Here is a 14,969-nt window from a genome sequence, read left to right as displayed (position 1 = left end):
TCATAAAAGAATACATTCTACTTTAAATTATGATACTCCTATGCTATACTTTAAGAAATTAAGGAATACTTAAATGCAATATGTATGGAACCCGTGCAGCAAAAACTAAAAAATTATTTACCCAAAAACTTATTGCTTATATAATGTTCTATGTAGAAAATATTATGATTTATAACTGGACTTGTTTCAAAACTCAATTTATTAATATTTATAGTTTTTTAATTTAATATTTTTTTGATTATAGTTGGGGCTTTGCTGCGGAGCACACAGTCGTGCCACACCCCAGGTTATTTTTTGTGACGCTGTACGCCTCGCTCTGCGTGCCGTAGGCAAGGTGTAGCCTAAATTTAGGGATATACACTACATTTAATACATGTATAAAATATAAAGTTCTAGCAATTGCGTTTTTTGTGAAGCGTATCCGAAGGATAAAAACTTTGACGAAGCCCCAGCACACCATACTTAATGGTACTTCCTTCGACTTCGTCGGTACACATAGCGGAGTCTGTACCGCCTTTAATGTTGACATAGAAAGACTGCATATTTATATGATAAAACAACATGATATAAAACATCATAATTTTACAGTTAATCTTATCAAGTACTTACTAAACAAGTCTAGTAGAAAATTATAAATATTATTTAATGATAATCGTATATAAGATTTATTCAAATTGTATAATAAATAATGAAGCATTAAAAAAGGTGATAATATCAAAATACTATCACCCTTTCATATTAATTAAATATTATTAATTTTCTTCTTTTTCATTTGACCAATTTTCTCTAGGCTCTTCTTTATCCTGAGGAGGCTCTTTTCCTGTTTCAAGATATTCAATAGCTGCCTTTAACTGTTTGTCATAACGAAGATCATATATCTCTTTATAATTATCCAAATTACGTTCATTATATATTAAACGCTCAAGTAAATAATCGCTAGCTATGATATTTTGATTTTTAAGCTCTTCTTTGAAAGCAGGCAAAGCTGCAGCATCAGAACTTTCATTAGGATACTTTTTAGCATAAGCAGATATTTGTCCGCCTTTTCTAAGTTCTGTTAATGCTGTTATATCTGTACTGCTCAATTTTGGTTCTACTACTACAAAATCTGGAGTTAATCCTTTACCATGAAGTCTTCTTCCGTTTGGAGTATAGTAATGAGCTACTGTAAATTTGAAAGAAGTATTATCTCTGGTATCCAAAGGAAGTACATACTGAACACTGAATTTTCCGAATGTAGTCTCACCCAAAAGTTTAGCTCTTCCGCTGTCTTGCAAAGCTCCTGAAAGTATTTCTGAAGCAGAAGCACTGTACTGATTGACTAATACAACCATATCTCCTTCAAGCCATTCATCACCTTTTTTGGAAGCATAATAATCCTGATTTTCATTTTTTGTTCTTCCTCTAGTATATACTATTTTTCCTTCTGTTAAGAACTCTTCTACTATATTAATAGCGGTATCAAGTCTTCCGCCCGGATTATTTCTCAAGTCTAATACAAGTTTTTTCATACCTTGTTTTTTAAGGTCTATTAAAGCATCTTCCAAATCCCTAGCCGTATCATCACCGAAAGTAGTTATTCTTATATATCCTACTGTATCATCAACCATTTTATATTTAACACTTTTTATTTCTATTATTGCCCTTGTAAGAGGATATTTAATAGGCTCTGCTACCCCATCACGTACTATAGTAAGAGTAACTTTAGTACCATCTTTTCCTCTCATAATATTAGCAGCATTATCAACAGACATATCTTTAGTGCTTTTACCGTCAATTTCTGTGATAATATCTCCTGATAATATACCAGCTTTTTCGCCCGGACCATCCTCTATAGGAGAAACAACCATAAGTCCTTTATCCGCATTTTTTGATATAGAAAGCCCTACTCCGCCGTATCTTCCAGACATCTCTGTATTTAAAGCCTGATTAAGCTCTTCATCAAGCAAAAATGTAAATGGATCATCTGTTGCCTCAAGCATTCCCTTAATAGCACCGTACATCAATTTTTTTGTTGTTACACTGTTGGTATCAACAAAGTTCTGCTGCAAAGTGGCAAATACTTTTTGAAATAAGCGGCTGTAATAGTAAAAGTCATTATCCGACTGAGCCTTTCCCTGCTGAGCTATAGCAAGAGAAGGACTTTTAAAGTTGAAAAAAGAAATTGCTACTACAAAAATTAAAAGAAATATCCATAAAAGTCTTTCTTTGTTTTTTATCATGTTTTTTTATCCTTAATTATAAAAATATGCTGTTTTTATAGAAGTTTTATAAAAGTTTTTATACCTTATAAAAATTAATTATAACATAAATAGTAAAAAATTTATATATACAAAAGGCAAAAAATATTATGATAACTTAATATAGATATATTTGAGTTTTATACTTAATAATATATAATAACTGTAAAAAATAATTGTGCATACTAAAATAATTTTTAAGGTGATAATATGGATATACTTCAAAATGTGAGTGAGGTTCAGAAAGAGGGTATTTTGCATAAAGGAAGTCCTCTTCTTCTTCTTTCTGGTGCTGGGAGCGGTAAAACTTTAGTAATTACTAGAAAAATCGCATATCTTATTAATGAGCTTGAAACTCCGCCTGAAAATATAATGGCTGTTACATTTACCAATAAAGCTGCTTATGAGATGAAAGAAAGAGTATGTGCTATTGTACCAGATATAAAGCCAAGCAGATTATTTATAAGAACTTTTCACTCTGCATGCCTTAGAATATTAAAAGAAAATGCTCATTTTTTAGGCTATAAGTCTAATTTCCTTATACTAGATGAGGGTGATAAATTATCCGTTATTAAAAGAATAATGAAAGAAGAGAAAGTGCCAAAAAGTATTACTGCAAAAATGATAAACAAATTTATATCCTCTGTAAAAAACGATATGGATGACGGAATTATTTTTGACAGGGATATTTTTGAAAATGTATACAAAAAATATACAGAACATGAAATAAATGAAAATGTGATGGATTTTGACGATCTTATATTAAACACTATAAAATTATTTGAAGAGGAGAAAAAAGTTCTTAACTTCTATAGAAACAGATTCAAATATGTTTTGGTAGATGAGTTTCAGGATACAAATCCTCAGCAGTACAAACTAATAAAATTATTAACACAGAATGCTGATAATGATTTAACAGTTGTAGGTGATGATGATCAGAGTATATATGCATTTAGAGGTGCTGATGTTCTTAATATACTTGATTTTGAGAAAGATTATCCCAATACAAAAATAGTTCGTCTTGAAGAAAATTATAGATGCCCCAAAGATGTAGTAGAAGCGGCTTTAAGTGTTATAAAAAACAACAACAATCGCCATGAAAAAAATGTATTTTCCAATAAGCCAAACGAATTTAAAATAGAAAATTGGATTTGCTATAGTGATTTAGAAGAAGCTAGAAGTGTAGTTAATGAAATAGAGAGTTTATTTGATAACGGATTTGAGGCTAAGGATATAGTTATCCTATTTAGAACTAACAGCCAGTCAAGAGCTTATGAAAAAGAATTAAAACTTCATTCTATAAACTACAAAATAGTAGGAGGCGTAGGATTTTTTGAACGCATTGAGATAAAAGATTCTATTTCTTTTTTAAGGCTTATGACAGGTTTTGGGGACAATTTCAGTGTAAGACGTACTATTAATGTGCCTCCTAGAGGAATAGGAGATAAAAGTTTTAACAGTATAGAAACTTTCGCTAATACCAGAAAAATAAGTCTTTATGAAGCTATTGATTATGCTGATGAAATATCATTAAGTAAAAAGGTTGCTTCATCGATTAAGGCATACAAAAGTATAATAGAAGAATATGCTATAAAAATAAAAGAAGATATTGCAAATGAAGACGGTATACATATAGAAAATATATTTTTTAGCTTTTTAAAAGATATAAATTATTTTTCAATATTTAAAAGCGAAGGCAATGAAAGAGTAATAACAGCAGAGGAGAATATAAAAGAGCTTTTCAGGGGCTTTTACGACTATAAAAATACAGAGCCTAATGCTTCACTCATAACATTTTTGGAAGAAAACACTTTATATAGAGACATTAACACAGAAAATGAAAATGAAGATTACATCACTCTCATGACAGTTCATAATGCCAAAGGCTTAGAATTTGATGCTGTATTTATAACAGGTTTGGAGCAGGGAGTTTTTCCTCATTATTTCTCGCTTGAAGAGGAAGGAGGCATCGATGAAGAGAGAAGGCTTCTTTATGTAGCAATAACAAGGGCTAAAAGAAAACTTTATCTCACCTACTCTAAAAAAAGAAGAATAAGTTCTGGTATAATGGAGCAGATACCTTCATCATTTTTAATGGAGATACCAAAGCGTTTAATGCTGATAAAAGAAAAGGCTAATTATTACTCTGGAAATTACATGGATATAGACGAAGATGCTTTTGATTATTAAGTTAAAGGTAATTTAAATAAAATAAAGACAGGAAAATAAGCTAAAAATAACAGTATAATATTAAAGAATTTAGAGGGTGGGGGTTAGAATAAATTTTTTAACTTTACTTTAATCCCCCCCCCTTTTAGATTTTAAAGCTTCATTTTTTATATTGGCTTTAATTAATATACAAGCCTATACTTCAAAAAGTATGCCCGCCCAAAGTGTGATTTAAATTTATCACTTTCCTACACGCACGCAGAGCGTACTTTTTTATATAAATTAATTTAAAATACTGATTTATCCTATATATAAAATTTCATTCTACGTGCGTTAAAAATACTATAAAATTTAAAAAACCGCTTGGGTGGGAGCCAGAATAACAGTTAAAGTAAAGACAGGAAAATAAGCTAAATAAAGACAGGAAAATAAGCTAAAAATAACAGTATAATATTAAAGAATTTAGAGGGTGGGGGTTAGAATAAATTTTTTAACTTTACTTTAATCCCCCCCCTTTTAGATTTTAAAGCTTCATTTTTTTATATTGGCTTTAATTAAATATACAGCCTATACTTCAAAAAGTACGCCCGCCCAAAGCGTGTTTTAATTTTTAAGTATAATTATTCATATTAATGTTGAAACAAATATATCAATCTTCTGTTAAATCTACTTCAGTACTTGAGATTTTTTTAAGTATTTCATCATAAGTCATCTTGGCTAAAGAACTGTCGCTTCCGCAGGCAATATATAATGCATCAAACCTTTGCATGCTTTTATCTACTAATACATCAATACTTTTATCTATACCAAAAGGGCATACTCCTCCAAAAGTAAATCCAGTTAAATTATATGTATCCTCTGCATTAGCAAAACTAGTTTTACAGCCGAAATATTCTCTCATTTTTTTTGAAGATATTTTTTTATCTCCAGAAGCTATAATCATAGCAAAATTTTTTTTAGAAGGCTTTACAAGTATAGATTTAGCTACCTGCCCTTTTTCTATATTAAGAGTTTTAGCAGCATCATCAACAGTCTTTGTAACACCCGCCTCCTCAAATTCCTGATAATCTATATTAAGTTCTTTTAAAGCATTGAGTACTTTTTCATTCATCATAATTCTAACCTATAATCAAACATTTAAAGGTGCGTATTCATTTTTTTTGGCATATTCTATTAAACTTAAGATACGCTCTTTACAGCCTCCGCATCCAGTAGAAGCCTGAGTTTTTTCCACAACTTCATCAAGAGAAGTTAATTTATTATCAGCTATGGCTTTATAAGCATCTCTGTATGAAACATTTTTGCAATAGCATAGAGTTTTATCATAATTGATTGAAGTTTGATTTTTTAGATATTCTACATCGTATTCCATCAGGCACCCCCATTTTTATTTTTCATAATATATAAATATTATAAATATTAAATATGTAAAAAACATTTTTAATAAATAATTCTTTTTACTTTACATAATATATTATAACATAGCTGTAATTTAATTTAAAGTATTAATTGTATGATTATATAAAAAGAGCTGACAAATATTTATAAAAATAAATGCCAGCCCGATTTATTAATTACTTTCTATTCTTATTATTTTGCTAGCCTTACTACAGGTTTAATCAAATCAGCAGGTTTTTCACCCATGATTTTAACAGCCTCAGGAAGCTGATCCCAGCCTTCATATACATGAGTAATTAAATGACGAACATTTAATCTTCCAGAAGCAACCAAAGAACCTAATTTTTCAGCTCTTAATCTTCCTCCTGGCATAAGACCGCCGAATATAGCTTTATGTCCCATACCAACACCCCATTCAAGTCTAGGTATTAATACATTATCGCCTTCACCAAGATAGTTAACATTTCCTATCTTACCGCCAGCTTTTAGTGATTTAACTGCTTCAGAGAAAGTTTCAACACCGCCTCCAGCAATAATAACTTTATCAACACCTTTTCCATTAGTCATTTTTAATACTTGTTCATCTATAGAACCATTTTTGTAACTGATAAACTCATTAGCTCCGTAAATTTTAGCAGCTTCCACACATTTAGGTCTAGTACCAACAGCAATAATTCTTGAAGCACCTCTTAAAGCAGCACCAGCAACCCCCATAAGTCCAACAGGTCCGATACCTATAACTAAAACAGTATCCCCATATTGTATGTCAGCAAGTTCAGCACCATGAAAACCTGTAGGAACCATATCAGAAATCATACAAGCATCTATAGGATCCATTCCTTCAGGAAGTAAAGCCAAATTACCATCAGCATCATTAACATGGAAATATTCAGAAAATACTCCGTCTTTTACATTAGAAAATTTCCAGCCATTAAGCATACCGCCAGAGTGCATAGAATATCCAGCCTGTGCTTCTACTGTACTCCAATCTGGAGTAATAGCAGTAATTAATACTCTATCGCCTTTTTTAAAATCTTTTACCAAAGATCCGACTTCATGTATTTCGCCGCAAACTTCATGACCTAAAATCATGTCTTTCCTATCACCTATAGCACCTGCTATAGTATGTATATCAGAAGTACATATAGCTACAGCCAAAGGTTTTACAATAGCATCAAGAGGTCCGCAAGCTGGTATTTCTTTTTCAACCCAACCTGTTTCACCTATCTTTTTCATAGCAAATCATTTCATTTTACACTCCTTTTTATTGTATTATTTTTTATTTTTATAGTATACAACTTTTACTAAAAAAGTCAAAAGTATAACTTTATTAGTTAAACTTCTATCAATTTTATACCATATTTATCAGATAAAGTTTCATATTTCTTATTAATATTTTTATTATCATATATTGAACTTCCGCAGTTCATCATTACATTAATTTTTTTGGTGATATTTTTATCTCCAGAGTACATAATATAAATCTGTTTAACCGTTTCATAAAGTCCTAAATCTTTAGCCTCTCCGCATATACATATTTTCTTATAATTTTTCAAATCATATACCCAAGCCATATCGAAGAATCTAGTTTCAGGGGTTACTATTTCAGGCTTTATGGCTCCATACATCTCAGTAAATCGTTCTGTGCCTTTTATTATTTTATTGACATTTGTTTCTTTAGCCCTTTCAAAAAATAATAGCATATTATTAAGCTGCTTTTCTATAAGCCAGCCATCTGTACCATAAAGACAATGATACGGCCATATCATTAGATTCTTCATATTCTCCTTTTTAAGTTTCTTTACATATGCTATCTGTTCTTTTTTATATAATGGTATAATTTCATTAGAATTAATTTTATCTAAAGTTACTTCAGTGAAAGGCTCTATTTCTTCACCATTAGGTTTTTGCCACATATAAGGGTGAAATATTGAATCATAATAATGTGTATCCATTGCCGTATAAATAGAGTATATATCTTCCAAATTTTCATAAATAAACCGTATTATTCTTTTAACATCTTTAACTGATCCTTTTACTGGCAAAGCCCCTTTTTTTGGGTCTATAAAATCTCTCTGAACATTGACAATTACAAGTCCTATGCCGTTGCTTTTATTTTCATAATTTCTTGAATAATGACCTGCCAAAGAAAGTATATCTTTTTGATTGATTGGATTAGTTTCTTTTCCTATATGTTTTTCACTTATTATTTTATTGTATATATCTTTCATAAATAAATGACCTTAAAAATAATATTATGTGCTTTACATACTCTTAAAATATAACCAAATAAAAATACATTAATAATATATTTTTTAGATTTTTATTATAAAATTAACGTTTTATTATTAGATATTATATATTTATGAATTATTTTTATATTTTGAAAACTTATTTTCACTCCCACCCTATAAATTTCTTTTAAATTGACTCTTATATAAAAAATAAATTAAATTTGTTAATCAATCTATATCTTAAAAATTAGCTCTGCGTGCGTTTGGGAAATCCTTAAATTTAAATCACGCTTTGGGCGGGTGCTCTTAAAGAAATATAGGCTTATAGATTTAATCAAAACCAATTAAAAAAATAAAGCTTTTAAATCTAAAATGGCGGGAATTAAAATAAAGTTTAAAAATTCTTCTCATTCCCACCCTCTAAATTTCTGAATATTATCTGTTATTTATAGCTTATTTTTATATATTTACTTTAACTGTTATTCTGGCTGCCCACCCAAGCGATTTTTTAAATTTATAACATTCTTCAACGCACGTTAAATTGACTCTTATATAAAAAATAAATTAAATTTGCTAATCAATCTATATTTTAAAAATTAGCTATGCGTGCGTTTGGGAAATCCTTAAATTTAAATTACGCTTTGGGAGGGTGCTCTTAAAAAAATATAGGCTTATAGATTTAATTAATACTATAATATAAAAATAAGGCATTTAAATATAAAAGGGCGGGATTAAAGTAAAGTTTTAAAATCTATTCTAATCCCCACCCTCTAAATTCTTTAATTTTATACTATTATTTTTAGCTTCTTTTTATACTTTAGTTTTTACTGTTATTCTGGCTGCCCACCCAAGTGTTTTTTAAATTTATGATAATATTCAACGCACGGTTAACTTTATCCTTATAAGTAGTAAAAATTAGAATTATAAATTAATTAATATTTTAAAAATTAGCTATGCGTGCGTTTGGGAAATCCTTAAATTTAAATTACGCTTTGGGTGGGTGCTCTTAAAGAAATATAGGCTTATAGATTTAATTAATACTATAATATAAAAATAAAGCTTTTAAATCTGAAAGGGCGGGATTAAAGTAAAGTTTTAAAATCTATTCTAATTCCCACCCTCTAAATTTTTGAATATTATCTGTTATTTTTAGCTTATTTTTATATATTTACTTTAACTGTTATTCTGGCTGCCCACCCAAGTGCTTTTTAAATTTTGTAATATACTTAACGCACGTAGAATGAAATCTTATATATAGGATAAATCAGTATTTTAAATTAATTTATATAAATAAAGTACGCTATACGTGCGTAATTATAAATATGATATAAAAAAAATAATATTCAATTTGGCTAAAAATAAATTGCAAAGCCATTAATAATTAATATATATCATTCCGAAATTTGATAACAGCTAAAATTCTATACTTTAAGGAAGAATTAAATATGCGTTATTTATGTCTTATTTTAATATTTTTTAATACATTTTTTGCTCTATTTGCTCAAACTCCTAATACAGGAAGATTAGATCAGTTATTAGAGTATGCCAATACAGGCGATACTAATGGTATAAGAAGATTAATTTCTCAAGGACCTGTTTCTAACTTTATAGACTTCGGAGATAATCAGGGACATAATGCCTTGATAATAGCCTCTTCAAAAGGATATAAAGACGCTGTTCTTTTACTGTTATCTCAAAATGCTAATGTTAATCTTACATGTATACATGGCAAAACAGCTTTAACTTATGCAGCAGATGCAGGATATGTTGATATAGTTTCTTATCTGCTTGCTAAAAATGCTAATCCTAATATAAAAATAAACGGCGGTACAACAGCACTTTTACAGGCTGCAGGAAAGGGTTATTATAGTATTGTAGAAATGATAGTTAATGCCAAAGCTGATTTGAGAACAACAGGAACTTACAGAAGCGGAAATAATGACGGTATTAATTATAATATGACACCATTAATGGTTGCCGCTTTTAATAATCATGATTTAATAGTAAGATTGTTATTAGATAAAGGAAGCGATATTAATTATATAAATGAATATGGAGCTAATGCTTTATTTTATGCCATAGCTAGAGGAAATAATGAAGTTGCCAAAATTCTATTAGAGAGGGGAGCTGATGCTAATATTGTAGCCTCTTACGGACCTTATGGTAATATTACACCGCTTGCTTTAGCTTCTACATTAGGATTGACAGATATTATTTCTTCTCTTTTAATAGGAAAATCAAATATTAATTTCAAAATGAGAGACGGAAGAACAGCTTTAATATGGGCAGCAATTGCAGGAAAAAGCGATGCAGTTAATGCTTTGGTTATGAGTAAAGCTGATTTAAATATAGCTGATAATGACGGAAAAACAGCTTTGATGTTTGCAGCTGAAAATGGAGATTATGCTTCAGTAGAATATTTAATTAATGCAGGAGCTAACTTAAATACTTTAGATAAGTTTAGCAAAACAGCGTTAATGTATGCTATGGAAAACGGCAATACAGAAGTTGTGGATTTGCTTACTAGAGCGAGCTTAACTTACAATAGATAATGCATAACAAATATAATAAAAGGGATTGTATAAAAATACAGTCCCTTTTATTTTTTATTAAATGATTTTTACTGCTGTTTTTCAGATTTTTCTCTATGTTTTTTATGCGGAACAGCTTCTTTAACATCATTAATAAAGTAGAATAAAGATTCTATCTCATCTGCAATATTTACATCATTAATAATACAGTCAGGTCTTTCCAAAAGTTTAATAGGGGCGAAGTTTAACACACCTTTAATACCTGCATTACAAATAACATCAAACATTCTTTGAGCTTCCAAATCTGGTACAGTTAATATGGCTACTTCTATTTTATTGTTTATGATAAAATCTTTTAATTCTTCAATAGGAAGTATCGGAGTAGGAGCATTTCTGTCTATTTTATCAGGGTTATGATCAAATGCTGCTATTATTTTTATAGCCTCACTTTCAAAGCCTCTGTAATTAATTAGTGCCTTTCCTATTTTACCATATCCTACTAATATGATATTATGAGAAATTTGCTTTCCCAATATGCTGTCAATTTGTTCAAGTAAATCATCGATATTATATCCGCCTTTTTTATTTCCAGATATATTAAATAGTGAGAAGTCTTTTCTTACTTGTACAGATGTAATTCCTATTGCGTCTCCTAAATTATTAGAGTATGCTTTTATAAATCCGAAACTCTTCATACGTCTTAAAGCGTTTTTATATTTTAGTAGACGCATAATTTGTGTTCTGCTAATCATAATATGTCCTTAAAATAATTTTTATATTGATAAATAATTAATATTGTTTAATTATAACATAATAAAGTTATCTGTCAATAAATATTATAGCTAAATTTATTTTTTATGGGAAATAAAATATAAATCTAAGAACATTAATTAATATTTTTTTTGGACTTTATTATTATGCAAAATAATATTTTTTATATAAATAAAATAAAATTTATTAAATTAAATATTATTTTATTTATAAGTATTATTATTTACTAGTAATATTTACTATATATGGTCTCTGACTTTATTTTTATAACAGTACCATTAATTAAATGTGAATAATAGCAGGTATAAATAAAATATATATATAATAATTTGGAATTAATTTATATTAAGAAATTAAAAAACTAATAGATAAATGTAGAAGTAAATTTTTTTATCGGAATTATAGCAAAAAATATATTATCATTATATAATATATTATAAAGAGTAGGGGGGATTTTATGACAGATTATCAGTCAGCAGCCAAAATTATAAAAGAATCTAAATATGCAGTATCATTTACAGGTGCTGGAATAAGTGTAGAAAGCGGAGTTCCGCCTTTTAGAGGAGAAAATGGGCTTTGGGAGAAGCATGGAAGTCAGTTCGCTGAAATATCTTATTTTATGAAGCATCAGAAAGAATCTTGGAATTCATTAAAAAAAGTTTTTTATGATCCTATTACTGATGTAAAACCTAATAAAGCACATATAGTATTAGCCAATTTAGAGAAGATGGGTATAATGCGTAGCGTAATTACTCAAAATATAGATAATCTTCATCAGGAGGCTGGAAGTAAAATAGTTTATGAACTTCATGGAACAGCCAAATATGCAGTATGTACTAAATGCAAAACAAAATACAAAATAACAAAAGAAATACTCTCAATGGATCCTCCAACTTGTGAAAAATGTAATTCTATATTAAAGCCTGATTTTGTATTTTTTGGAGAGCAGCTTCCTGCAATAGCTTTTAATTCTTCTATAGAAGATGCTGAGAAAAGCGATTTATTTATTATAATAGGAACAGGTGGGGAGGTTATGCCTGCAGCTCAGATTCCTCATATTGCTAAGAGGTCTGGTGCTAAAATTATGGAGATTAATCCTGCACCTTCCAGCTTTACTAATTCTATAGTTGATATTTACATAGGGGAAAAAGCAGGTGTGGCATTTACAGAAATTGAAAAATATTTGTAACTTTTATAGTGATTCTGGGTTTTGAAGTGAGAGAATATTAAAAAGCCTTAAAATATTAGATTAATACTTTAAGGCTTTTATTAAATTTTATCAATTATTTATTCATCATCGCTTTCATCAGAATCATCTTGACATATTGTTTTTAAAGAGTTTTTTAATTCATATATAAACTTTTTGTCTTCAACTATAATATGATTAATAAGCCAGTTTTTGAGAAAGTTAATAAAATCTTCTATAACCATATTATCCCCATTATCATATTTATTAACTTCTTCGACAACTTTAATAGAAAAAGATCTATGTTTAGATATATGCTCTTTTGCTATAGAATAGTTTATAGCCTTCATAATCTTTTCCTCATAAGAGAAATGATAAGTAGCATAGTCTATTGTTCTTTTAATAATAGCATTGAAAGATCTTCTTACATATTCATTGCTAAGATCTCCTACAACACCTGTTTCATAAAGATCATTAATAATATTAACAAGTTCTCTATGCTGGTCATCTATTCTTTTATAGCCTGTTTGGTATTGATTATCCCATTTAATCCAAGGCTTTTTTACAGAAACTCCATTATACATTTTTATAACTCCTATTCATTATTATTTTGCTGTGAAAGTTCTTTTAATGTTTCTATTACTTCCATAACAAATTCTTTATCCGAAATTAATACATGATTTAAAAGCCAATCTCTCAAATATTTAACTAAATTATGCACAGCTTCTAATGAACCGTTTTCATAAGACTGAACATAATCATAAATAGTTTGAGTAAACTCTCTATGAGCGGAAGAGTGCTCTAATAGTTTCCTATATTTTATAGCAGTCATAATTTTTTCCTCATAAGAGAAATGATATGAAACATAATCTACTGTTCTTTTGAGAGCATTCTTGAAATCCTCTTTTAATTTTTTGTCCTCCGAACTGCTGTAGCCTATACAATTATATAAGCTGTTAATAATATTTACTAGTTCTTTATGCTGATCATCTATTCTTTTATAGCCTATCTTATATTTATCGTCCCATTTTATCCATTCAATTTTTTCATTATTTATACTCATAATAGAAGAAACTCCCATTTTCTATTGCTGTGAAAGTTTTTTTAATGCTTCCTTTACTTCAGCAACAAATTTTTTATCTGTAACTAAGATATGATTTAAAAACCAATCTTTTAAATATTTTACTAAATCATCTATAGCCTTTAGAGAACCGTCTTCATAAGACTGAACATATTTATAAATAGTATTTGTAAATTCTCTATGATATGATGAATGCGGTATTATTTTATCATATTTTATAGCATTCATAATCTTCTCTTCACATAAAAAATGATATGAAACATAATCTACTGTTTTCTTAAGAGCATTTTTTAAAGCTTTTTTTAGTTTTTCATCTTCTGAATCTCTATTTTCCATACAATCATATAAATCATTGATAATTTCTATTAATTCTTGATGCTGATCATCTATTCTTTTATATCCTGTCTTATATTTATCTTCCCAAACTATATATCTATCGCTCATAATTATTCCTTTATTAATTTATATATAATATTCTTCTAATATTATCAGAGTAAAATAAAAAACACTTATATATATATATTAATTATATTGATATTTTTTATTTTTTCAAAGTGAAAATGAATATTTTTTATTAAACTTGTTTTAAAACTGTTTTATATGTTGTGTAAAATATATATTAATAATATTATAGATAGAAAGCACTTGGGTGGGCAGACAGAATAACAGTGAAAGCTAAAAGATAAAAATCATTCATAAATAACAAATAGAATTAAAAAATTTATGGGGTGGGAGTTAAAATAAATTTTTAAACTTTACTTTAATCCCCGCCCTTTTAGATTTAAATACTTTATTTTTCAATATTTACTTTAATAAAATCATTAAGCCAACACTTCAAAAGTAACCCCGCCCAAAGCGTGATTTAAAATTGTACTTTCCTATACGCACGTAGAACGGATTTTTTTAATATGGATTAATCGATAATTCTAATTTTTATTATTTATAAGTATAAAGTTAACCGTGCGTTGAATAATATTATAAAATTAAAAACGTACTTGGGTGGGTGCTAAGATAACAGTTAAAGTAAAGATATAAAAATATGCTATAAATAACATAGTAAGTTTATAAAGTTTATAGGGTGGGAATGAGAAGAGAATTAAAAAAGCTTTTTATTATTGCTAATAAAAATTATTTGCTTTAAGGCTCTGTAAAGTAAACTTTCCAGAGGCAAATAATTTTTATCTTTATATACACAATATAAAAAAAAAGATAATAACGGAATATTGTTATTACCTCTTGTAAAGCTTTAAAGCAAAATTCTTATTTAATGCTTAATTAATATTATTATTTCATAACATTATAGAAAGCTTTTTTATTATTATTGCTAGCGATAAACTCGTATAAAAAAAGCTGGCAACA

Annotated in this window: 12 protein-coding genes; 3 read left to right on the top strand and 9 right to left on the bottom strand. The window is 28.4% G+C overall.

Annotated elements, in window-relative coordinates; genetic code table 11:
• Nucleotides 1-752 precede the first annotated feature (752 nt).
• Entirely contained in the window at nt 753-2,222 is a 1,470-nt protein-coding gene (locus Q1X91_RS14330) for a S41 family peptidase (protein WP_300759063.1), read from the bottom strand.
• Between the two features lie 228 nt (nt 2,223-2,450).
• Here Q1X91_RS14330 and Q1X91_RS14325 point away from each other — a divergent pair, with 228 nt between their 5' ends.
• Nucleotides 2,451-4,430, top strand: coding sequence for an ATP-dependent helicase (locus Q1X91_RS14325; RefSeq protein WP_300759062.1), 1,980 nt, complete (start codon nt 2,451-2,453; stop codon nt 4,428-4,430).
• A 628-nt stretch (nt 4,431-5,058) separates the two neighbouring features.
• Here Q1X91_RS14325 and Q1X91_RS14320 read toward each other — a convergent pair.
• The 4 genes from Q1X91_RS14320 to Q1X91_RS14305 all read right to left on the bottom strand — a co-directional run bounded on the left by Q1X91_RS14320 (nt 5,059) and on the right by Q1X91_RS14305 (nt 8,038).
• A complete protein-coding gene (locus Q1X91_RS14320) occupies nt 5,059-5,520 on the bottom strand; it encodes a YbaK/EbsC family protein (RefSeq protein WP_366945522.1) in 462 nt (153 codons plus the stop codon).
• An 18-nt stretch (nt 5,521-5,538) separates the two neighbouring features.
• Entirely contained in the window at nt 5,539-5,781 is a 243-nt protein-coding gene (locus Q1X91_RS14315) for a (2Fe-2S)-binding protein (RefSeq protein ID WP_300759058.1), read from the bottom strand.
• A 218-nt stretch (nt 5,782-5,999) separates the two neighbouring features.
• A complete protein-coding gene (locus tag Q1X91_RS14310) occupies nt 6,000-7,043 on the bottom strand; it encodes an NAD(P)-dependent alcohol dehydrogenase (RefSeq protein WP_300759057.1) in 1,044 nt (347 codons plus the stop codon).
• 98 nt (nt 7,044-7,141) lie between these two features.
• Nucleotides 7,142-8,038, bottom strand: coding sequence for a nicotinamidase (locus Q1X91_RS14305; protein WP_300759056.1), 897 nt, complete (start codon nt 8,036-8,038; stop codon nt 7,142-7,144).
• A gap of 1,448 nt (nt 8,039-9,486) precedes the next feature.
• Between Q1X91_RS14305 and Q1X91_RS14300 the strand changes: the two genes are divergently transcribed.
• Nucleotides 9,487-10,593: an ankyrin repeat domain-containing protein gene (locus tag Q1X91_RS14300; RefSeq protein ID WP_300759055.1), complete on the top strand. Its 1,107-nt coding sequence runs from the start codon at nt 9,487-9,489 to the stop codon at nt 10,591-10,593.
• A 68-nt stretch (nt 10,594-10,661) separates the two neighbouring features.
• Here the strand turns inward: Q1X91_RS14300 and Q1X91_RS14295 are convergent, their stop codons facing one another.
• A complete protein-coding gene (locus Q1X91_RS14295) occupies nt 10,662-11,324 on the bottom strand; it encodes a redox-sensing transcriptional repressor Rex (protein WP_300759053.1) in 663 nt (220 codons plus the stop codon).
• A gap of 476 nt (nt 11,325-11,800) precedes the next feature.
• On the opposite strand from Q1X91_RS14295, the gene Q1X91_RS14290 reads away from it, so the two are divergent.
• Nucleotides 11,801-12,532, top strand: a complete 732-nt coding sequence (locus Q1X91_RS14290) for an NAD-dependent deacylase (RefSeq protein WP_300759051.1) — start codon at nt 11,801-11,803, stop codon at nt 12,530-12,532.
• A gap of 98 nt (nt 12,533-12,630) precedes the next feature.
• Here the strand turns inward: Q1X91_RS14290 and Q1X91_RS14285 are convergent, their stop codons facing one another.
• Genes Q1X91_RS14285 through Q1X91_RS14275 form a run of 3 tightly spaced genes read right to left on the bottom strand, consistent with a single transcriptional unit; the run spans nt 12,631 to nt 14,054 of the window.
• The gene (locus tag Q1X91_RS14285) at nt 12,631-13,113 is read right to left on the bottom strand and encodes a bacteriohemerythrin (protein ID WP_300759050.1); all 483 of its coding nucleotides are present in this window, start codon (nt 13,111-13,113) and stop codon (nt 12,631-12,633) included.
• 11 nt (nt 13,114-13,124) lie between these two features.
• Nucleotides 13,125-13,592 (bottom strand): bacteriohemerythrin, encoded by a 468-nt coding sequence (locus tag Q1X91_RS14280; RefSeq protein ID WP_300759048.1) that lies wholly within the window; start codon nt 13,590-13,592, stop codon nt 13,125-13,127.
• 21 nt (nt 13,593-13,613) lie between these two features.
• Complete coding sequence (locus tag Q1X91_RS14275) at nt 13,614-14,054, bottom strand: bacteriohemerythrin (protein WP_300759046.1); 441 nt, start codon at nt 14,052-14,054, stop codon at nt 13,614-13,616.
• Nucleotides 14,055-14,969 lie beyond the last annotated feature (915 nt).

The sequence above is a fragment of the uncultured Brachyspira sp. genome, assembly GCF_949287625.1.
Lineage (GTDB): Bacteria > Spirochaetota > Brachyspiria > Brachyspirales > Brachyspiraceae > Brachyspira.
Note: the sequence above shows the minus strand (reverse complement) of the source record. Positions and strands in the feature narration are given on the sequence as shown.

What these genes read in the sequence shown, in the direction of transcription:
- Q1X91_RS14275 (WP_300759046.1), bottom strand. Translation starts at nt 14,054, where the DNA reads ATGAGCGATAGATATATAGTTTGGGAAGATAAATATAAGACAGGATAT.
- Q1X91_RS14330 (WP_300759063.1), bottom strand. Translation starts at nt 2,222, where the DNA reads ATGATAAAAAACAAAGAAAGACTTTTATGGATATTTCTTTTAATTTTT.
- Q1X91_RS14290 (WP_300759051.1), top strand. Translation starts at nt 11,801, where the DNA reads ATGACAGATTATCAGTCAGCAGCCAAAATTATAAAAGAATCTAAATAT.
- Q1X91_RS14315 (WP_300759058.1), bottom strand. Translation starts at nt 5,781, where the DNA reads ATGGAATACGATGTAGAATATCTAAAAAATCAAACTTCAATCAATTAT.
- Q1X91_RS14285 (WP_300759050.1), bottom strand. Translation starts at nt 13,113, where the DNA reads ATGTATAATGGAGTTTCTGTAAAAAAGCCTTGGATTAAATGGGATAAT.
- Q1X91_RS14300 (WP_300759055.1), top strand. Translation starts at nt 9,487, where the DNA reads ATGCGTTATTTATGTCTTATTTTAATATTTTTTAATACATTTTTTGCT.
- Q1X91_RS14295 (WP_300759053.1), bottom strand. Translation starts at nt 11,324, where the DNA reads ATGATTAGCAGAACACAAATTATGCGTCTACTAAAATATAAAAACGCT.
- Q1X91_RS14310 (WP_300759057.1), bottom strand. Translation starts at nt 7,043, where the DNA reads ATGAAAAAGATAGGTGAAACAGGTTGGGTTGAAAAAGAAATACCAGCT.
- Q1X91_RS14305 (WP_300759056.1), bottom strand. Translation starts at nt 8,038, where the DNA reads ATGAAAGATATATACAATAAAATAATAAGTGAAAAACATATAGGAAAA.
- Q1X91_RS14325 (WP_300759062.1), top strand. Translation starts at nt 2,451, where the DNA reads ATGGATATACTTCAAAATGTGAGTGAGGTTCAGAAAGAGGGTATTTTG.
- Q1X91_RS14280 (WP_300759048.1), bottom strand. Translation starts at nt 13,592, where the DNA reads ATGAGTATAAATAATGAAAAAATTGAATGGATAAAATGGGACGATAAA.
- Q1X91_RS14320 (WP_366945522.1), bottom strand. Translation starts at nt 5,520, where the DNA reads ATGAATGAAAAAGTACTCAATGCTTTAAAAGAACTTAATATAGATTAT.